This window comes from Acinetobacter sp. BZX-2 (genome assembly GCF_055179795.1).
In genome coordinates this window covers 1,962,600-1,981,478 of sequence record NZ_CM143686.1, presented here as the reverse complement: position 1 = coordinate 1,981,478, position 18,879 = coordinate 1,962,600, and the positions used below count along the sequence as shown (strand labels likewise).

Sequence of the window (18,879 nt, the reverse complement as noted above, 5' to 3'; positions counted from 1 at the left end):
ACCACATCAATAAAATCAGTCTATAAAAAATAGCAACTTATTCTAAGATGGATATTTTAACTTATAGATTACTTATGGATTTTGAATAATATAAATCATCATCTTCCAACTTGATAAAATTGAAAAGATTTTTCTCTAATACTTTGATTGAAGCGGTATTTTGTGGATCGACATAGGCTTCAAGATATTGGATAGGGAACGTTTTTGTTAAATGTGTTTCAAGCCATTCAACAGCTTTGGAGGCATAGCCTTTGCCCCAAAATGGTTTAAAAATAACATAGCCAATTTGAACTGTATTTTGTTGTGGGAAAAGCGTTGCTTGTAAAGTTCCGATTGGTTGTTTGAGTACTGAATCATTGAACATAACCCAGTTCATCCAAATTTCGTCAGCAGTGACTGAACCTTGAATTAAACGTGAATATCTTTGTTTAAGTGCTTGTATAGATGCGTATTTTTGATCTGGAATATAGTGGTAAAGCGCCTCTTCTTGCAAATATTCAAAGAGTATATTTGCATGGTCGATATTTAAACTTTGAAAATAAATTTTAGTCATTTATAAGGTTCTTCTATCTAGGTGAATATGTATTGATTTTAAACGTCTATACTTATGTCTCGATTTTGTTTAAAAATAAATAATAATCAATTGCTTACTGATTGCGATATTGACTCGGGCTCAGTTCAAATTGCTTTTTAAAAGCTTGGCTAAATGCTGTTTCAGAGGAATAACCGACTTGGTGGGCAATTTGTTGAATAGAAAGTTGACCTTGTTTAAGCAATTGGCTAGCCAAACGAAGCCGATGCTGTTGCAAATAGGCCAAAGGTGTTTCTCCAACAATCTGATTGAATAAATTGGCAAATTTAGAACGTGACATGCAACAGGTTTCAGCCAGTGCTTCTACCGTCCAGCCTAATTCAGGTTGACTGTGAATGGCAGCGAGTGCATTGGAAAGCTCAGGATGAATTAAGGCATTCAACCAGTTGTTCTGATGCTGCATTTGCTCAATATAATCACGTACACATTCAATCACCATGATACTGACCACATGATCCATGATCTTGTTTTTACCCGCCATGGTTCGACGTGTTTCAGCTGAAACAAAATATAATCCGATACGTAACCACTCAGGTGCTTCATCACTCAAAGCATTTTGGATATGTAAGTAGGGTGGTAAGGCATTCACTAAAGGTTTGGCCATAATCGCATTGAGTTGACATCTGACCGTGAGGATTAAGGTCTTTTCACTTTCACCTTGACCAAACTCAATTGCATCTTGTCTTAAACCATTAAACAGTGAATGAATACTTAATACTTCAACTAATTTTTGATCTGCTGTCGCCATGACTTGATGTTGTAGTCCCGCAGGGATGAGCAACATGTCACCCGTGTTTAGATTTAAACTTTGATGATGAAATTTTACGTGCGCTTGACCATATAAAATAATATGCGCAATTACAGCGGATTGTTCTGCGTATTCAAAAGCCCAAGCACCTTGAGCCTGCAAATAGATATATTCAGAGTGATTTAGATGAATATCATCAAAAATTTTACTCAGTGCATCCATAGACTTATTTCAATATCCCATAGCGATGATTATAAAACCCATCGTGTGTTAAAGCATGTGCGAATAGGACAATTTCTAGGTTGAATGTGCCAAAGACTTTTACATAGCTTTTTTGGACGATTACAACTGTTGTTCAATGCCTGAATAAACAAATATATACATAAGAATAAGGCATTAAAAGGTGAAGTTATGAATGCTCCAGTACAAATGACTGAATTACAGCTTCAGGATGTAAAGCAAAAGTCAGGTTTTCAGCTCGATAAAAAAAGATATTTATGGATGATTAGTCCATCATTACCTGTGATTGGTTTAGGTATTTTAGCAGGCTATCATGTTGCGCCAAAACCTTTGAAAAAAGTATTCGCATTGGGTGGCCCACTTGTTTTACACGTGATTATTCCAACAATTGATTCATTGATTGGTAAAGATAAAAACAATCCAACGGCTGAAGATGTAAAACTTCTAGAGCAAGACCCTTACTATGCGCGTTTGGTGAAATCATTTATCCCGATTCAATATGCAGCCAATGTCTATGCATGTTATTTAGTAAGTCGTAAACAAACGTCTTTACTGGATAAAATTTTATTAGGGATGTCCATGGGCGCGATTAACGGCATTGCGATCAATACTGCACATGAGTTAAGCCATAAACATGATCGTATGGACCATATTCTTTCGCATTTGGCTTTAGTTCCTTCGGGTTATAACCATTTCCGTATTGAACATCCGTATGGGCATCATAAACGTGCAGCAACACCAGAAGATCCAGCTTCTTCAAAAATGGGTGAGACGTTCTATGAGTTTTTACCACGTACCGTGATTGGTTCATTTAAATCTGCAATAGAAATTGAAACCAACCGTTTAAAACGTAAAGGTTTAGGCTTTTGGTCAAAAGAAAATGAATTATTACAAGGTTGGGGAATGACCGCAGCTTTTCATTCTTCAATGGTCGGTTTATTTGGAACAGGTATATTGCCTTACTTAGCTACTCAATCGGTGTATAGTATTGGTTTATTTGAAATTATTAACTATATTGAGCATTATGGTTTATTACGCCAAAAGAATGAAAATGGTAAATATGAACGTACCATGCCAGAGCATAGTTGGAATAACAATAACATTGTAACGAACTTATTCTTATATCAGTTACAACGTCATTCAGATCATCATGCTTACCCGACACGTCCATTCCAAGCTTTGCGTCATTTTGATGAAGCGCCTGAATTACCGAGTGGTTATGCAAGTATGTTATTACCTGCATTGATTCCTTCTTGGTGGTTTAAAATCATGGATAAGCGTGTATTTGATCATTATCAAGGCGATTTGAATAAAGCCAATATTTATCCAAAACGCCGTGCAAGCTTATTCAAAAAGTTTGGTGTGATTGATAAGTTATTAAATTCATCGAAACAAGATGTTTAAGATATTTTATTGATTAAGTGATTGATCTAAAAATCCCTTCCTTTTTAAAGGAGGGGATTTTTATGGGAAAGTGGTGGCATGCTCTTCACAACAGAAGGATTTAAATATTTTGGAATAAATAACGTCAGTTCGGGATAAACTCTGATGTAAGTTATTGAAAAGATAGGTCAGGCACAACGGAGTCTTACCGTTTAAAATCAGATGTAAGGATTAACCTTCGGTTCGACCTACTTTTCTTTCGGGAAAAGTAGGCAAAACCATTTGTCAGTCGCCAACTCGACAAATACTATCAACTATCAAATAAATTGCAAAAACAGTATATTGTAGATGTAGTCTGGCCTCGAACAATGCGACTGACGTTTCCGAGTATCATATAATTGGAAACATATCTTATCCCGAGCTCAGGTTAAATAGTAATGCTAATGAGCGTCTTTCATGTGCTGATTCATTCTTTCCAGTTTTTGCTGTTCGATCTGTTGTTTGATTTTAAAAATCGTATCATCAATATCCATCATAGATAAAACATCAAGGTATGGTTTTGCAGGGTGGTTAGCTAAAAGCTGTAATCTTTGATATTCGTTTCCAGCTAAGTTTCGATGCAAAAAACCATAATCGATCAATGTTCTACGCAATTCAACATGATCAATCCAGAGTATGCTTCCAGTACCATTTAACCAATCTTTCAGTGCTTCATTAACATCCTTTTCATTGAGTATTTGGGATGATGCAATGGTCAATGAAGCCAATGCCAAACACGTCTGAAATTCTTCATGCTTTAGGTTTTTAAGCGTGAAATCTTTTTTCTTTAAAAGGCGTTGTAGTATTGCCCATATATCTTGTTGATGAATGGTTATTTCAGAAGTCATGGTATTCATTTTTAAACTCTTTTTGTTTATATCACTGTAAAAGCGAATTTTTCCTTATTCATTTTTACTTTTTTGGATTTAGATATTGCTTAAACCAATAGGTCGAAGTGTTTGATCTATTCATTAAAAATCAAACAGCAATGTATAAAAATAAAGTAAAATTTTAAATTAATTTTCTCATAAGACAACAAATAAATTTTTATACAATTATCTTCACGCTAGTTGTAACTAATGAGATTGTCGTAAAGCATTCTGCTACAACGACATGGTGTATGTGTTAAAAGCGTAAAGTTTGTATAGTACTTATTGCCGTTTATAGACAATTCGCAGGCTTAGGTACACCCGCCAAACGGCTTAAATGACGAGCCACTAAACCTGTATTAAATTTCTCTTGTAAAACAGCATTATTAATCTCAGGACTCACTGTTTTCATTAAAAATTTAATCAATGGGCGTGTTGCAGGCGAGTGTCCAAATTGTGCATAGAATTGGCGTACAGCTTGTAATATTTCAAAATGCCATGCGGTTAACTCTAAGTCTAAAGTTTTTGCTAAAGTTTTTGCGACATCTTCATTCCAAATGGTGTAATCAAGTAAATGACCGTCTTGATCTAATTCCAAATTTAGTTCTAAACTCATAAAATAGCCTAAGCAAATTGAATCATAGATTTATACTGCTGATTTCATGGATATAAATACTACGAAAAGAAAATATTTAAATGGACTGAGTGCAAAAACATTATTCGCTCTATTAGTTTAAACGAATACAACGCTTAAAACTTAAAACCAAGTCTGCAAATTGATCGTATGACAATTTTTGTATCTGTGTGGGTAAAGATTCAACTAAAATTTCAGCATCATTTTCCAATACAGCAACATGCTGTTTATTTAAAACACGTGGATCATGTGCAAATAGAACAGCATCGCCCATTAAAACCACAGAATCATGTGTTGAATAGATACGTTCTAATTGATTTAACACAGCATCTGTATGCTGAAAAGAAGATTGAATTAAATAAAGTGTTTTATCTGACATGAAAGATTACCTGATTGAGCCTTTTACCAATACAACACATGATCAAATGATTGAATAAATTCAGCATTTAAATCAATAAATGCGAGCTCTTGTTGTGATTGCGTAACGAAATTTGAGTTTTTATCCTTATTTTCTACTAAAACAGGAGTCAAATCATAAAACTCAAAGCTATCCACCATATTTGATGCCACTTTGAAGGCATGTTTTAAGCCATTAAATGCTACTTCTGCATGCAATAAACTCAACGCTGCGCCTTGTAGTAACACTTTGACTTCACAGCCAAAAGTAGCTAAAACCATGGTCGCAGAAAGGCTCTCATGCACCTGCAAGCTATTCAAATTGGCTTGGGTTAATATGACGAGTACAGTTTTCACACAATTTACCTTTTAAATGCAACAATTGAATAAAAATAACAACCTAGAATTGAATTAAGCGATCTGTAGATTGAACAGCATCTGCAAGTTCACCTAAGCCGACAAGTTCAAATCCTTGAGCAAGGTTAGCAGCGTGAATTTGGTGACGCTTAGCATTCTCCTCATCCGTGATCCCACGTGCTAAAGCAGCACTGACACACACAGGAAGTGTTATTGCCAGCTTTTGCCACTCGGCAGTTAAGTTGCGTTGATCATCTGGTATCCATTGCAAATTGTTCGCAACTTGTACACCGTCTTGGTAGAAGAAAACACGGAAATGTTGATTTTTGCTTTTTAAAGCTTGCGCAAGACCTAAAGCATGCCATGCATGGATGGAATTTGGCGCAGAGGTGATTAGCAATAATGTACTCATTGGAATTTCACTTGGAGAATGGAAAGCGACTTTGCAACATTCAAACTTGATAATAAATAGGTAGTATACAATGATTTTAGTGACTGGTGGTTTAGGCTTTATAGGCTCGCATGTGGTTTTAAGCTTGCTTGCTCAAGGGCAAGAGGTCGTCATTGTTGATAACTTAGCCAATGCAAATTTACAGTCTTTAGAACGCCTAGAATATATTACGGGAATGTACATTCCTTTTGTCAAAATTGATATCCGAAATACGCCTGCGTTGAATAAAGTGTTTGAACAGTATTCAATTGATGTCGTCATCCACTGTGCAGGGTTTAAATCGATTGAAGAATCGGTGCTTAAACCACTTGAATATTATAATGATAATGTCAGTTGTATCATGAGCTTGCTACGCGCTATGCAACGAACAGGTGTACGAAACTTAGTGCATATTTCAAGTCTGGCCGCTTATGCTCAGTCCAGTACCAAACTGAATGAAAATACAGCTTTTAACTATTCATACCCAAACCCATATATCAAATCACAACAGATGATTGAAGAAATCATCCGAGATACCTTTAGAACAGATAGCGAATGGCGCATTGCAATGTTGCGTGTTGCAAATGTGGTGGGTGCTTTTGAGCATGGCGTACTGGGCGAATTTGTTGTTCCCATGCCGAAAAACATTGTGCCATTGATCTTACAAGTTGCTGCTCAACAACGTGAAGCGATTGAGTTACAACAATATGCTCAGACTGAAGATGGAACCACAGAGCGTAGTTTTGTACACGTGCTTGATGTATGTGACGCCGTGCAAGCCAGTATCCTTTGGCTACAAGGGCAGCAAAATGTCTGTGAAAGTTTTGATATCGCAGGACATTTATCTTCGATCAAGAATTTGATTAAAGTTGTTGAAGAAGTAACAGAAACCGATATCCCTCAGATGGTTGCATCTTATCAAATGCAAGAACTTGATCAGGTCGCATCCAATAGCAGTAAAGCATTTGACATCTTGCAATGGCAGCCAAAACGGTCATTAAAACAAATGATTGAAGATGAATGGAGATTTTTCCAAAACACTTTAAATAATCGCTAAGTCACTCGTAAATTTAAATTATTGCAAATAATTATCATTTACATTTTTATTGATCATGTTTAGCATAGCGTAAATACGATCAATGATTTAGTGTGGAGAGAAGTAATGATTAAATATTTAGGTAGTGTTTGAGGCGTCGCTTGATCGATTTAAATTGATCGACATGCATTTATCTTGAAATATTTAAACAATGCTTTTTGATTGGCTATGCATCATGATTTGTAGTTTATACGATTTTAATACAAGTACTTAGATAAGATTGAGGTTGCTATGCAAACACGTATTGAACATGACACGATGGGTGATGTTGAAGTGCCAAGCGAGGCGATGTGGGGCGCGCAGACGCAGCGAAGTGTAGAAAACTTTAAAATTGGTACAGAGCATATGCCACGCCCGATGATTCGTGCGATGGGCTTAGTTAAAAAAGCTGCGGCAATCACCAATGCAGAATTAAATCAGATCCCACAAGAACTTGCAAAATATATTGTCGATGCAGCAGATGAAGTCATTTCTGGACAATGGGATTCCCAATTTCCTTTGGTGGTTTGGCAAACAGGTTCAGGTACGCAAAGTAATATGAACTGCAATGAAGTTATTGCGAATATTGCCAATCAAAAACTAGGCAATCCTTTAGGTTCACAAAAGCCAGTACATCCCAATGATCATGTCAATCGTGCGCAATCGACCAATGATTCGTTTCCAACAGCTATTCATGTTGCTGCAGCATTACAAATCAATGAACTACTGATTCCTGCGGTAAAACGTTTAAGAGATACATTGAATCGCAAATCTGAAGAATTTAACGATATAGTCAAAATTGGGCGTACCCATTTACAAGATGCTACGCCGTTAACCTTAGGGCAAGAGTTTAGTGGATATGTGTCACAGCTTGATCATGGCTTAAAACGCTTACAACAAGCATTGGTTTGGCTATATGAGCTACCTTTGGGTGGGACTGCGGTTGGTACAGGCTTAAATGCACATCCTGAGTATGCTGAAAAAGCGGCTGAGCAATTGGCACAACTTACAGGCTTGCCATTCATTAGTAATCCAAATAAATTTGAAGCTTTAGCAGGGCGTGATGCTGCTGTATTTGCTTCAGGTGCATTAAAAACCTTAGCAGCAAGTTTAAATAAAATCGCCAATGATATTCGTTGGCTGGCTAGTGGACCTCGTTGTGGTCTCGGTGAATTATCTATTCCTGAAAATGAGCCAGGTTCAAGCATCATGCCTGGAAAAGTCAATCCTACACAATGTGAGGCCATGACCATGGTGGTTGCACAAGTGATGGGGAATGACACCACCATTAACTTTGCTGGCGCAGCAGGAAATTTTGAATTAAATGTTTATATGCCTGTTATTGCTTATAATTTAGTTCAATCTGTGCAGTTACTTGGCGATGCATGTAATAGCTTTGATGAACATTGTGCGGTAGGTATTGAGCCAAATCGTGAAAAAATTGATTATTTCTTACATAACTCACTCATGTTAGTCACGGCTTTAAATCCTGTCATTGGTTATGAAAATGCGGCTAAGGTTGCTAAAACAGCTTATAAACAGGGTAAAACCTTAAAAGAAGTTGCTGTTGAATTGCAGTTGGTTACACCTGAGCAGTTTGATGAAGTGGTACAACCTGCAAAAATGGTTCATCCAAATGCAAAGTAGCAACATGATTCAACGTGAGGCCTAAAACAATTGAGCATAAATCATCAGCAATAGTTTGTATCTCGATTCGAAGTGCGTACAATATGGCTTAGAGTTTTATTGTTGATGATGGTTATGCTAGATATTTATTTAACGGATGTTCAGGAAAATGTGCAATTTAAGGATTACCCAAGTGAGCATCCTGTTAAATTTATTTTAAATTTCAAGAAAATATTTCCAAGTATTATGGAGTTATTACTTCCAGTTCTTCCAGATGATGAAGATTTGGAAAAAATGACGTGGGAATCGAATACACAAGATTTTGAAATCTTTAAGAAATTAGTTACAGGTTGGGGTGTGATCGAACTACGTTTACAAGCGATTAGCCAATATAAAGACAAAAGCTATGCAGATCAGTTGGTTAAAAAGGCTCAAGCAAAACGTAAAGAATTTGCGAAACAGCAAAAACAACTTACGACAGTTGAACTTGATTATTTATTTATGCATGAAGTACATGCTTTGATTGATGCAGAACTGGTAGAACTTGGTGAAAAATTCTATTTACCTGTGTTACGTGATCTTTGGAAAAGCACGGTTTCAAGCAAAGTATTGAATGCAAAATTTGATTGATTTGTAGGTGTAATAGCAAGGGACAGTTTAAGGCTGTCCTTTTTTATTTCAGTAAACTTTAAGGGCTTACTTATTTAAATGCGCCGTGAAAAAGCAAAGTAATATTGATCTACAAAAAAGATACGATAAAAATCATCCATTATTAAAAACACATCTCGTATAATTTATATGCACTACTTTACGAATAACAAAACAGGGAATTAAAACATGCCAAATCACTTTCAAGCACTGATCGAAAACCGTCGTACTATTTATGCGATAGGTAAAAATGTTAAACAAAGCACCGATGAATTGATAGACATTATTGAAAATGCGATTGTGCATGCGCCGTCAGCATTCAACTCTCAAACTTCACGTGCGGTCTTATTATTTGGTACAGAACATACAGCCTTTTGGGAAATGGTCTTTGATAAGTTAAAAGAGTTTCTACCAACCGATGAGGCTGTTGCTGCAACTAGAGGTAAAATTAATAGCTTTGCAGCAGGTGTAGGTACGGTTTTATTCTTTGAAGATATGGATGTGGTGAAGTCGTTACAAGAACAATTTGCATTATATGCAGATAATTTCCCAGTTTGGGCAGAACACTCAACGGGGATCGCGCAATTTGCTGTATGGACTGCATTAGCTGAAAACGGTGTAGGTGCTTCACTACAGCATTACAATCCAATTATTGATGATCAAGTGCATGCAAAATGGGAAGTTCCTTCAAATTGGAAATTACGTGCACAACTGGTATTTGGCTCAATTGAAGCACCAGCAGGTGAGAAATCATTTATTGATAATGCTGTACGTTTTAAAGTCTTTAAATAATTTAAAAATCAGCCCATTAGTATCCACTTAATCGTTCAATGAAAGGCAGATCTTGATGATCTGTCTTTTTTTATGCTGCTTTAAACCTAATGCTCATCTGTGTAGTTTATCTTCATTATTTTTATGTGATGATCAAATTCTCTCGGGGATATATCTCGGGTTTTAGTGGGAAAGTAATCTATTTATTAGGATCGTTTTACAATATTTGATGGAGATGGTGTGAAGAATATTGAAAATCAGCACAAATTTTAAATTTTTGGATAAATCTGTGAGTTCTCAAAGTATTACTGCCGATAATTTATTGTGCAAAGGAAATTTTGATGGGCTGTAATGTTTTTAAATTCCTAAACGAGATTTTTAATAAGTTATTGCATGCATTCACATTTTAATTTTGCTTTATTGAAAGTGCCATATTTTAAATAACATGGGACGTGAATAGGCAAGTAACTGGAAGTAATCTTTAAATATGCTTTAAATTAATGTAAAGATGCACTATAGTGGAACAAATAAAGTTGAGCGTTACGCTTGGTTTTTAATCGATTGGTCGTAGACCAATGAACAAGCGAAGTACTCACTTTTTGCTTTTTTCTCAATATGAGCAATCAATTGTGTTAAGACGAAGTGGTTTACTGATTGCATTTGCAACAGTATTTTTACAGTTCGCGGTTTTTCTACAACCGTTATTGCCTAAGCAATATCAAATTGCTCCGGTATGTGAACTTATCACTCCAGTTTTATCGCAGTCTTCTTCGATTGTTTCTTCAGAACAACATATTTCACATGATCATCATTCAGAGTCGAGTCGTGCATTTGTCCATGATCACGATCATCATGCAAACGCAAATGAACTGAATAATAAGCACGATCATCATCAACATGACCCAAATCACCAGTGCCCATATTGTACTTTTTATGGTCACCTCATCATGCCACCTGAATTAGGCATTCAAGAAGCTTTGGTTCGTGTTCAAGTTCGATTATTGGCATTTGTTGAAACTTTTCAGCATGTTTATTTTCAGCTTCAGCGCTTATATCTGATTCCTCAAGGGCGAGCCCCGCCAAGCTTTGCATAAGTTTTAAGTTTTCACTCATAAATATGCTTTAAAAATTATTTATGAATAAACAATATCTTATGTAGAGATCATGTATGTATCAATTCTTCAATCAACGGATTCAAGGTATCGCACTGATTCACCCTAAAAATTTGTTGAATAAAACCGTAATAAATAAACTACAGACAGCTGATTCTGTACAAGTTTATGCTTTAGAAACAATGCTAAGAACACGTATTGAACACTATTCTTTCTTTAATCGTTTTAATACTTTTCAATTTAACCATGTTGTTTTTTATGGTTTGGATATGGGTAAGGTGGTGCTATGAGTTTAGGATTTACCGCACTTGAATTGGCACGGATACAATTCGCATTCACTGTGTCTTTTCATATTATTTTTCCTGCAATATCGATTGGTTTAGCCAGTTTTCTTGCCGTTTTAGAATGGCGTTGGTTAAGAACCAATAATCCTGTTTATCAAGATTTATTTAAATTCTGGGTCAAAATATTCGCCGTTGCTTTTGGGATGGGCGTGGTTTCAGGTGTCGTAATGAGTTACCAGTTTGGGACAAACTGGAGTGAATTTTCACGTGTAGCAGGTTCTGTTACAGGGCCATTACTGACTTATGAAGTACTCAGTGCCTTTTTTTTAGAAGCAGGCTTCCTTGGCATTATGTTGTTTGGCTGGGGACGTGTCGGACCACGAGCGCATTTCTTTGCAACGGCAATGGTCGCTCTAGGAACATGTATTTCAATGTTTTGGATTTTGTCTTCAAACAGTTGGATGCAGACACCGCAAGGTTTTAGTATTGAAAATGGCATCATTGTCCCACAAGACTGGTTTGCAATTGTATTTAACCCATCATTTCCATACCGTTTAGCCCATATGGCCGTTGCTGCATTTTTAGTTTCAGCATTATTGGTTGCTGCAACAGCGGCATGGCATTTGCTCAAAGGTCGCCGTGATGCTTTAGTAAAAACGTCATTCTCAATGGCGATGTGGATGATTTTGGTACTTGCACCATTACAAGTCGTGATTGGTGATAACCATGGTCTGAACACTTTAAAATATCAACCTGCAAAACTTGCTGCGATTGAAGGACATTGGGAAACCAATAAAGGTGAGGGCATGCCTTTATATCTGTTCGGTATTCCAGATATGGAAGCAGAAGAAACCAAGTATGCGATCGGTATTCCAAATCTAGGTAGTTTGATTATGACGCATACCTTAGATGGAGAAGTCAAAGGTCTTAAAGAGTTTGCACCTGAAGATCGTCCAAATTCACTTATCGTGTTTTGGAGCTTCCGTATCATGGTTGGCTTAGGCATGCTGATGATATTGCTTGCATTTATGGCCTTGGTTCTACGTAAAGGCGGTAAAATCTATGAAAATAAATGGTTACATCGCTTTGCCTTTGTCATGGGACCATCTGGATTTATTGCTTTACTTGCAGGTTGGTTTACTACTGAGGTAGGACGTCAGCCGTGGGTTGTGTATGGTGTGATGCGTACCAAAGATGCTTTATCTCCAGTTTCAGCAGAACAAGTCGGTATTACTTTGATCATTTTTGTGGTGGTGTATTGCGTTGTTTTTGGGATCGGCATTTATTATATGTTGAAGCTTATGCATAAAGGACCACAGTTTATTTACTCAACACCAGAAGGTGTGGCCCATACTGAAGAAGCCATCATCCTTGCATCTAAACGTCCATTAACGACGGTTGAAGAAAGTGTAGATACCGATAAACCTGAAAATGGCAATGAACAGGAGCGTAAATAATGATTGATTTATCTCTGATTTGGATTGTAATTATTGCCATTGGTGTATTTATTTATGTGGTACTTGATGGCTTTGATTTAGGCTTAGGTATCCTATTTCCATTCGTTAAAGATACACACGAACGTGATGTGATGATGAATACTGTCGCACCTGTTTGGGATGGTAATGAAACTTGGATGGTTTTAGGTGGTGCTGCACTTTATGCTGCATTCCCCATGGTTTATGCCACAGTTTTATCTGCATTGTATATGCCGATTATCTTAATGGTAGTTGCGCTTATTTTCCGAGGCGTTGCTTTTGAATTCCGTTTTAAAGCCAATAGAACTAAACACTTGTGGGATAAAGCCTTTATTGGTGGATCATTCTTTGCAAGTTTTTTCCAAGGGATGATTTTAGGGGCTTATATCCAAGGCATTAAAGTTGAAAATCATATGTATGCAGGTGGAGGGCTTGACTGGCTTTCACCATTTACCATTTTCACAGGTATTGGCGTCGTTGTGCTTTATGCAGCACTTGGTTGCGGATGGTTAATTTTTAAAACTGAACTGGATCTGCAAGATCGTATGTATAAGTTGATGCCGAAATTGATCATTACACTGTTTGTCGTTTTTGGTGCAGTGAGTATTTATACACCACTGGCACATCCTCAGATTGCGGAACGTTGGTTTAACCAAGAGCATTTAATTTATTTTAGTCCTGTTCCTATATTGGTGGTTGTATTTACCTATATGGCATGTCGTTCATGCAAGAAACGTAATGAATTAAGCCCATTTCTTTATACATTGGCACTGGTATTTTTAGCATATACAGGCTTTATTATTAGTCTTTGGCCGTATGTTATCCCACCTTCAGTCACGATTTGGGAAGCAGCATCACCACAAAGCAGTCAATTATTTACTTTGATCGGTGCATTGATTTTGATTCCAATTATCTTGATTTATACAGGACTGTCTTATTGGGTTTTCCGTGACAAAGTGCGTATAGGGGATGATGGTTATCATTAATTTGATGATCCATAGCAGTCTATAAGACTATAAAGTTTTATATGACAATTGCTTAGGGTATACAAAAATAGCCTAAGCAATTTATTCAATCATATTCATTTCTTACCTTTTGAATTTGGAGGGATATAAATCAATGAAGCTTTCTCAAACTCAATGGTTTATTTTACTTTGGATTGGTGGTTTTGTTACTTTGGCCATTATCGCTGGATTTTTTAGAATGTTAATTCAGTTAGCTTATTGATCAAGTGCTTTTATACGGGAAAGAGGTCTTTATTGACCTCTTTTTTATTCTTAAAATGAGCTTTAAATTGAAGGGAAATAACAGCATAGTTTAATGTGGGTAGAGATTAAAAATAGCCTAAGTAAGTTTGATTAATATTAAAAACTTAACTCGGTCGTAAATTTCTGTAAATTCATTATAAAAATTCAGACATAAATAAAATAATAAAAATATTAAGAATGTCTAAAATGAAAGTGTAAATTATTTTAATGTAATCAATTTATCCTTGAAATATGCATCAGAAATACTAAAAAAGGAGAAAATATACGTAATTGTAGTGACTGCTTTATTTTCAAAATTAACGCAAAATCTTATAAAGAATAAGGCGAATCAGGAGTAAAACGATGAAAAGATCTTCTGTATTTCTATTCCAAGCTGAGAATGCGACATATACTTCGGCTGTATTTTCATCCTACAAATTAGCGCAAACATGGGTTTATGAAAACGCTTTATCAGGCGTCATTATGGAATATCCTTTAGATGTTTCAAGTTATGATTGGTCAGTTGAAAAAAATTATTTCAAAGTGAAATCTCCGATTGATAAATCACCCGTTTTTATTGGCAGTTTTGTATCTGCATACCAATTACAATGGCACTTTAAACATGGGAAATTTATAGACAAATTCTCAAGCAAACTTTTAAAAACACCATAAAATAGCCTAAGTAAAGATTTTCATAATTTCTGTTCTTAAAAACGCATTGCGAGAATTTTCTTGTAAATCCTTATGCCAATAAATACCCATATTTAAAATGGGTAATTCAATAGGGTGTTCATAAATATTCACATTTTCATCAATTTTCATATGTTGCAAAATTTGCTTTGGAATCGTCAGCATGGCGTTACGCTCTTGAGCTAAAACTTGTAATGCTGTGGAATAATGCTGGCATCTTAAAAAGATCTGACGGCTAAATTGTTTGCGATTCAGATGAATATCCTCAAGTAAAATGCCTGTACGTCTTGAAGAAACACCAATATGAGAAGCAGAAAAATATAACTCACTATTCATTTCGCTTTGCTGAGTGCATACCACGAAATGATCTTCAACGAGGCTTTGATATTGGATTTTATCGCCATAATTTTGTTCCAAATCGATAATAAAATCGACTTGTTGCGAGGCTAAATCAGCGACTACATTTTTACGATCGAGCTTGGAGCTTAGAAATTGAATATTGAGCTTTAAGTTTTGAAAATGATTGATCAATTTAGGAAAAATAATCGGTTCAATTTCATCATGGACTGCAATTTTCAATGTGTGAATCAGACTCGGATCAAATTTCTGCTTTTGTTTTGAAATATTTTGAATTGAAAATAAGGCACTTTTAATCGGTTGATAAATTTGCTCAGCAAAAGGCGTCGGCAACATTTTTGAACCAGCTCGTACAAATAAATCATCTTGTAAATGCTGTCTTAAGCGTTGCAAAGCATGACTTGCTGCCGATTGGCTTATACAGAGTATTTGAGCAGCTTTAGAAATATTTTTCTGCTCATAAATCGCAATAAAAAGCGGGTATAAATTAATATCAATATGGTTAAAGAGTGCCACATCGATATTGGTTTTGTTATGAATCATATTCATAGTTAGATATTGAATTAAACCATTTTATTCATAATAGTTTTTCAGTTAATGTGTTGTAAAGCGCGATAAACAAATGTATTGATTTTTAGCATGATAAAAATCTAAATACAGCACTAAAAGGAAAATGACCATGTTTGAACTGTCAGCACGTGCACAAGATTTTATTGAACGTAGCAAAGCATTTATAAAAAACGAAATTGAACCTGTAGAAACGGCGTTTTGGAATGAAGTTCATCATCTCAATCAAGGGGGTGATTGGACACAGTGGCAATGGCCCGCTCAATTGGAAGTATTAAAAAACAAGGCAAAAGCAGCAGGGCTTTGGAATATGTTCCTACCCGATCCAGTGTTGGGCGCAGGTTTATCTGTTCAGGAATATGCACATATTGCTGAACTTTCAGGTCGTAGTTTAATTGCGCCAACCGTATTCAATTGTAATGCACCTGACAGTGGCAATATGGAAGTCTTATGGCGCTATGGAACAGAAGCTCAAAAAGAACAATGGCTTAAACCTTTGCTTGAAGGGAAAATCCGTTCAGTTTTTTGTATGACTGAGCCTGCAGTTGCATCATCTGATGCGACCAATATGCAAGCCACTGCGGTCATTGAAGGTGATGAAATTGTTTTAAATGGTCGTAAATGGTGGTCTTCAGGTTTAGGCGACCCGAACGCCAAAATCATTATTTTTATGGCACATACACCTGATGCAACTAAAGATCGTCATCATCAGCATTCAATGGTTTTAGTCCCTGTAGATGCTCAAGGGGTTAAAATCGAGCGTATGCTTCCAGTGTTTGGTGATTATGATGCTCCACATGGTCATGGTGAAGTCAGTTTTAATGATGTTCGTGTGCCTATAAGCAACTTTATTGGTGGTGCAGGGCAAGGCTTTGAAATTGCACAAGGTCGTTTAGGTCCAGGTCGTATTCACCATTGTATGCGTTGCATTGGTGCTGCTGAAAAATCATTAGAATTGATGATTGATCGCGGGATGAGCCGCACAGCGTTTGGCAAAGAAATATTAAAACTCGGTGGAAATTTAGAACGTGTGGCTGAAGCTCGAGTTGCCATTGACCAAGCAAGATTACTGACTTTGTACGCTGCTTATAAAATGGATACTCAAGGCAATATGGCTGCACTTACTGAAATTTCAGCCATTAAAGTCGTTGCACCATCTGTTTTGGAAAAAGTGGTCGATATGGCTATACAAATTCATGGTGGCGAGGGCGTATCAAGAGATACACCATTAACAGGATTTTTTGCTCAGGCACGTGCTTTACGCTTAGCCGATGGCCCTGACGAAGTTCATAAAGGCATGATTGCGAAATTAGAATTGAAAAAACGTGGCTATGATTCACGTAAAAAGTAACAGTTTAAGCATTGAAAAATAACTGTTTTAGTATACAGATAGTATCTAAGACAGTTAAAAACGGAATTGTATTATTTCGTTGAAACATCATTGATTTTTAGAATACATAAGATTCAGGGAAATAACATGTCAGTCATTGATATTGGTGGAAATGTACGTGAAGGCGAAGAGCTAGATGTACGTGCTGTTGGAAATTGGCTTATTGAAAATGGATCTGAAATTTCAGGTGCGGTGGAAGTCACTCAATATTCTGGTGGTGCATCAAACTGGACATATCGATTGAAATACGACAATGCTGATTTAATTTTACGTCGTCCACCTAAGGGAACAAAAGCTAAATCAGCACATGATATGGCAAGAGAATATAATGTCCAAAAGCATTTAGCACCTTTTTATCCAGTACTCCCTGAAATGGTGGCTTTGTGTCAGGATGAATCTGTGATTGGTTGTGATTTCTATGTAATGAAACGCATTGAAGGTATCATTCCACGTGCAAAATTACCTGTAGAATTGCAATTTGGTGAAGCAGAAGTTAGAGAACTCTGTATCAATGTTTTAGATAAATTAATTGAATTACACCAAGTACCTTATAAAGGAACAGAGCTTGAGAAAATAGACAAAGGTGAAGGCTATTGTCGTCGTCAAGTTGAAGGGTGGGATCAACGTTATGAAAAAGCACATACCATCAATGTGCCTAGTTTTAAATTTGTTCGTAAATGGTTAAATGAAAATATCCCTGCTGATTCAAATAGTTGTATCATTCACAATGATTGGCGTTTTGATAATGTGATTTTAGATCCGCAGCAACCGACGAAAGTGATTGGTGTTTTGGATTGGGAAATGGCAACAATCGGCGATCCATTAATGGATTTAGGTTCTGCGTTAGCTTATTGGGTAGAAGATACCGATAATCAAATTTTCAAATCAACACGTCGCCAACCGACCAATTTAAAAGGTATGTTTACCCGTAAAGAAGTGGTTGAATATTATTTAGAAAAAACAGGCTTACAGACTGAAAATTGGACTTTTTATGAGGTCTTTGGAATTTTCCGTTTGGCGGTGATCGCACAACAAATTTATTATCGTTATTATCATAAACAAACAGACAATCCAGCATTTAAAGATTTTTGGATTGTTATACATGCTTTACATATTCGTGCTTTGAAATTGATTGGTTTACACAAACTAGAAGCCAATGAAATTGCACAAAAATACATTGAAAAATTTAAGGAAATTTTAGGAAAATGACCACAATTTATCTCGTTCGCCACGGGCAAGCTTCTTTTGGTGCAGAAAGTTATGACAAACTTTCTCCAAATGGGGAGTTACAAGCTAAATTATTGGGTCAATATTTCAATAAAATTTTGAAAGAATCTCCCTATGTTGTTGCAGGTTCAATGCAGCGACATCAGCAAACCGCTCAATTTGCATTGGCTGAAAACTTTCCAGATGTTCAAATCGTTACTGACAATGCTTGGAACGAATTTAATCATCAGCAAGTTTTCGCACAATATGATTCACGATTTAACGAGCCGCATTTGCTTAAACAAGATGTGGCGAAAGAAAGTAGTCCACGTGCCTATTTAGCCAAAATTTTTGAAGGTGCAATTGATCGTTGGACAGGCGGTGAATATCACCATGAATATGATGAATCATGGCCAGATTTTAAAAACCGTGTAGAAACAGCATTACAAAATTTATGTGATGAATTGGCTAAAACCAAACCACGTTATGCCGTCGTTTTTACCTCAGGTGGTGTAATTTCTGTTGCGGCAGGTAAGTTGTTAGAACTGAGTCCGAATAAGACATTTGCACTGAATTGGGCAATTGCCAATGCCAGTTTAACCACTCTGCGTTTGGTTGGAATCGAACCGCAATTACTTAGCTTAAATGAACATCATTTTATTAAAGCCGAAGATCCACAATTATTGACGTGGATTTAATAGTTTATATCTGATTCATATTGAAAGAAATATAAGGAAAATAGC

Annotated in this window: 22 protein-coding genes; 14 read left to right on the top strand and 8 right to left on the bottom strand. The window is 36.3% G+C overall.

Features of this window, described 5'->3' with window-relative positions; genetic code table 11:
- Window positions 1-61 precede the first annotated feature (61 nt).
- On the bottom strand, window positions 62-553 hold the full coding sequence (locus tag ACY45D_RS09355; RefSeq protein ID WP_463106497.1) for a GNAT family N-acetyltransferase: 492 nt from the start codon (window positions 551-553) through the stop codon (window positions 62-64).
- A 94-nt stretch (window positions 554-647) separates the two neighbouring features.
- A complete protein-coding gene (locus tag ACY45D_RS09350) occupies window positions 648-1,562 on the bottom strand; it encodes an AraC family transcriptional regulator (RefSeq protein ID WP_463106496.1) in 915 nt (304 codons plus the stop codon).
- Between the two features lie 189 nt (window positions 1,563-1,751).
- Between ACY45D_RS09350 and ACY45D_RS09345 the strand changes: the two genes are divergently transcribed.
- Entirely contained in the window at window positions 1,752-2,984 is a 1,233-nt protein-coding gene (locus ACY45D_RS09345) for an alkane 1-monooxygenase (protein ID WP_463106495.1), read from the top strand.
- Between the two features lie 419 nt (window positions 2,985-3,403).
- Here ACY45D_RS09345 and ACY45D_RS09340 read toward each other — a convergent pair whose 3' ends face one another.
- The 5 genes from ACY45D_RS09340 to tusD form a co-directional block, all read right to left on the bottom strand.
- Window positions 3,404-3,859 (bottom strand): DUF2087 domain-containing protein, encoded by a 456-nt coding sequence (locus ACY45D_RS09340; RefSeq protein ID WP_463106494.1) that lies wholly within the window; start codon window positions 3,857-3,859, stop codon window positions 3,404-3,406.
- A gap of 304 nt (window positions 3,860-4,163) precedes the next feature.
- Window positions 4,164-4,487 (bottom strand): TusE/DsrC/DsvC family sulfur relay protein, encoded by a 324-nt coding sequence (locus ACY45D_RS09335; RefSeq protein ID WP_463106493.1) that lies wholly within the window; start codon window positions 4,485-4,487, stop codon window positions 4,164-4,166.
- Window positions 4,488-4,599: 112 nt separating this feature from the next.
- Window positions 4,600-4,884 carry a DsrH/TusB family sulfur metabolism protein gene (locus ACY45D_RS09330; protein WP_463106492.1) on the bottom strand — a complete coding sequence of 95 codons (285 nt, stop codon included), beginning with the start codon at window positions 4,882-4,884 and terminating at the stop codon, window positions 4,600-4,602.
- Window positions 4,885-4,907: 23 nt separating this feature from the next.
- Window positions 4,908-5,258 (bottom strand): hypothetical protein, encoded by a 351-nt coding sequence (locus tag ACY45D_RS09325; protein WP_463106491.1) that lies wholly within the window; start codon window positions 5,256-5,258, stop codon window positions 4,908-4,910.
- A gap of 43 nt (window positions 5,259-5,301) precedes the next feature.
- The gene (tusD, locus tag ACY45D_RS09320; protein WP_463106490.1) at window positions 5,302-5,670 is read right to left on the bottom strand and encodes a sulfurtransferase complex subunit TusD; all 369 of its coding nucleotides are present in this window, start codon (window positions 5,668-5,670) and stop codon (window positions 5,302-5,304) included.
- Window positions 5,671-5,740: 70 nt separating this feature from the next.
- Between tusD and ACY45D_RS09315 the strand changes: the two genes are divergently transcribed.
- The 10 genes from ACY45D_RS09315 (at window position 5,741) to ACY45D_RS09270 (ending at window position 14,598) form a co-directional block, all read left to right on the top strand.
- Window positions 5,741-6,745 carry an SDR family NAD(P)-dependent oxidoreductase gene (locus ACY45D_RS09315; RefSeq protein ID WP_463106489.1) on the top strand — a complete coding sequence of 335 codons (1,005 nt, stop codon included), beginning with the start codon at window positions 5,741-5,743 and terminating at the stop codon, window positions 6,743-6,745.
- 270 nt (window positions 6,746-7,015) lie between these two features.
- Window positions 7,016-8,410, top strand: a complete 1,395-nt coding sequence (gene fumC, locus ACY45D_RS09310) for a class II fumarate hydratase (protein WP_463106488.1) — start codon at window positions 7,016-7,018, stop codon at window positions 8,408-8,410.
- 114 nt (window positions 8,411-8,524) lie between these two features.
- A complete protein-coding gene (locus tag ACY45D_RS09305; RefSeq protein ID WP_463106487.1) occupies window positions 8,525-9,019 on the top strand; it encodes a hypothetical protein in 495 nt (164 codons plus the stop codon).
- Between the two features lie 207 nt (window positions 9,020-9,226).
- On the top strand, window positions 9,227-9,829 hold the full coding sequence (locus tag ACY45D_RS09300) for a nitroreductase family protein (RefSeq protein WP_463106486.1): 603 nt from the start codon (window positions 9,227-9,229) through the stop codon (window positions 9,827-9,829).
- Between the two features lie 608 nt (window positions 9,830-10,437).
- A complete protein-coding gene (locus ACY45D_RS09295) occupies window positions 10,438-10,902 on the top strand; it encodes a DUF2946 family protein (RefSeq protein ID WP_463106485.1) in 465 nt (154 codons plus the stop codon).
- A gap of 74 nt (window positions 10,903-10,976) precedes the next feature.
- Window positions 10,977-11,210, top strand: coding sequence for a hypothetical protein (locus ACY45D_RS09290; RefSeq protein ID WP_463106484.1), 234 nt, complete (start codon window positions 10,977-10,979; stop codon window positions 11,208-11,210).
- Entirely contained in the window at window positions 11,207-12,661 is a 1,455-nt protein-coding gene (locus tag ACY45D_RS09285) for a cytochrome ubiquinol oxidase subunit I (protein ID WP_463106483.1), read from the top strand. Before ACY45D_RS09290 ends, ACY45D_RS09285 begins: the two co-directional genes overlap by 4 nt.
- Window positions 12,661-13,665, top strand: a complete 1,005-nt coding sequence (cydB, locus tag ACY45D_RS09280) for a cytochrome d ubiquinol oxidase subunit II (RefSeq protein WP_463106482.1) — start codon at window positions 12,661-12,663, stop codon at window positions 13,663-13,665. The genes ACY45D_RS09285 and cydB overlap by 1 nt, the downstream gene beginning before the upstream one ends.
- A gap of 133 nt (window positions 13,666-13,798) precedes the next feature.
- On the top strand, window positions 13,799-13,906 hold the full coding sequence (locus tag ACY45D_RS09275) for a DUF2474 domain-containing protein (protein ID WP_120382335.1): 108 nt from the start codon (window positions 13,799-13,801) through the stop codon (window positions 13,904-13,906).
- Window positions 13,907-14,289: 383 nt separating this feature from the next.
- Complete coding sequence (locus ACY45D_RS09270; protein WP_463106481.1) at window positions 14,290-14,598, top strand: DUF7710 domain-containing protein; 309 nt, start codon at window positions 14,290-14,292, stop codon at window positions 14,596-14,598.
- A 6-nt stretch (window positions 14,599-14,604) separates the two neighbouring features.
- Here ACY45D_RS09270 and ACY45D_RS09265 read toward each other — a convergent pair whose 3' ends face one another.
- Window positions 14,605-15,522: a LysR family transcriptional regulator gene (locus ACY45D_RS09265; protein WP_463106480.1), complete on the bottom strand. Its 918-nt coding sequence runs from the start codon at window positions 15,520-15,522 to the stop codon at window positions 14,605-14,607.
- Window positions 15,523-15,652: 130 nt separating this feature from the next.
- Between ACY45D_RS09265 and ACY45D_RS09260 the strand changes: the two genes are divergently transcribed.
- The 3 genes from ACY45D_RS09260 to ACY45D_RS09250 all read left to right on the top strand — a co-directional run bounded on the left by ACY45D_RS09260 (window position 15,653) and on the right by ACY45D_RS09250 (window position 18,834).
- Complete coding sequence (locus ACY45D_RS09260; RefSeq protein WP_463106479.1) at window positions 15,653-16,891, top strand: acyl-CoA dehydrogenase family protein; 1,239 nt, start codon at window positions 15,653-15,655, stop codon at window positions 16,889-16,891.
- 126 nt (window positions 16,892-17,017) lie between these two features.
- Window positions 17,018-18,139: a phosphotransferase family protein gene (locus ACY45D_RS09255; protein WP_463106478.1), complete on the top strand. Its 1,122-nt coding sequence runs from the start codon at window positions 17,018-17,020 to the stop codon at window positions 18,137-18,139.
- Window positions 18,136-18,834, top strand: coding sequence for a histidine phosphatase family protein (locus tag ACY45D_RS09250; protein ID WP_463106477.1), 699 nt, complete (start codon window positions 18,136-18,138; stop codon window positions 18,832-18,834). Before ACY45D_RS09255 ends, ACY45D_RS09250 begins: the two co-directional genes overlap by 4 nt.
- The last annotated feature ends 45 nt before the right edge of the window (window positions 18,835-18,879 follow it).

Excerpts from the sequence above, each read along its gene's own strand:
- ACY45D_RS09340 (WP_463106494.1), bottom strand. The coding sequence starts at position 3,859 with ATGAATACCATGACTTCTGAAATAACCATTCATCAACAAGATATATGG.
- ACY45D_RS09265 (WP_463106480.1), bottom strand. The coding sequence starts at position 15,522 with ATGAATATGATTCATAACAAAACCAATATCGATGTGGCACTCTTTAAC.
- ACY45D_RS09330 (WP_463106492.1), bottom strand. The coding sequence starts at position 4,884 with ATGTCAGATAAAACACTTTATTTAATTCAATCTTCTTTTCAGCATACA.
- ACY45D_RS09275 (WP_120382335.1), top strand. The coding sequence starts at position 13,799 with ATGAAGCTTTCTCAAACTCAATGGTTTATTTTACTTTGGATTGGTGGT.
- ACY45D_RS09270 (WP_463106481.1), top strand. The coding sequence starts at position 14,290 with ATGAAAAGATCTTCTGTATTTCTATTCCAAGCTGAGAATGCGACATAT.
- ACY45D_RS09305 (WP_463106487.1), top strand. The coding sequence starts at position 8,525 with ATGCTAGATATTTATTTAACGGATGTTCAGGAAAATGTGCAATTTAAG.
- ACY45D_RS09335 (WP_463106493.1), bottom strand. The coding sequence starts at position 4,487 with ATGAGTTTAGAACTAAATTTGGAATTAGATCAAGACGGTCATTTACTT.
- fumC (WP_463106488.1), top strand. The coding sequence starts at position 7,016 with ATGCAAACACGTATTGAACATGACACGATGGGTGATGTTGAAGTGCCA.
- ACY45D_RS09350 (WP_463106496.1), bottom strand. The coding sequence starts at position 1,562 with ATGGATGCACTGAGTAAAATTTTTGATGATATTCATCTAAATCACTCT.
- ACY45D_RS09260 (WP_463106479.1), top strand. The coding sequence starts at position 15,653 with ATGTTTGAACTGTCAGCACGTGCACAAGATTTTATTGAACGTAGCAAA.
- ACY45D_RS09250 (WP_463106477.1), top strand. The coding sequence starts at position 18,136 with ATGACCACAATTTATCTCGTTCGCCACGGGCAAGCTTCTTTTGGTGCA.
- cydB (WP_463106482.1), top strand. The coding sequence starts at position 12,661 with ATGATTGATTTATCTCTGATTTGGATTGTAATTATTGCCATTGGTGTA.
- ACY45D_RS09345 (WP_463106495.1), top strand. The coding sequence starts at position 1,752 with ATGAATGCTCCAGTACAAATGACTGAATTACAGCTTCAGGATGTAAAG.
- ACY45D_RS09255 (WP_463106478.1), top strand. The coding sequence starts at position 17,018 with ATGTCAGTCATTGATATTGGTGGAAATGTACGTGAAGGCGAAGAGCTA.
- ACY45D_RS09285 (WP_463106483.1), top strand. The coding sequence starts at position 11,207 with ATGAGTTTAGGATTTACCGCACTTGAATTGGCACGGATACAATTCGCA.
- ACY45D_RS09300 (WP_463106486.1), top strand. The coding sequence starts at position 9,227 with ATGCCAAATCACTTTCAAGCACTGATCGAAAACCGTCGTACTATTTAT.
- ACY45D_RS09355 (WP_463106497.1), bottom strand. The coding sequence starts at position 553 with ATGACTAAAATTTATTTTCAAAGTTTAAATATCGACCATGCAAATATA.
- ACY45D_RS09315 (WP_463106489.1), top strand. The coding sequence starts at position 5,741 with ATGATTTTAGTGACTGGTGGTTTAGGCTTTATAGGCTCGCATGTGGTT.
- ACY45D_RS09290 (WP_463106484.1), top strand. The coding sequence starts at position 10,977 with ATGTATCAATTCTTCAATCAACGGATTCAAGGTATCGCACTGATTCAC.
- tusD (WP_463106490.1), bottom strand. The coding sequence starts at position 5,670 with ATGAGTACATTATTGCTAATCACCTCTGCGCCAAATTCCATCCATGCA.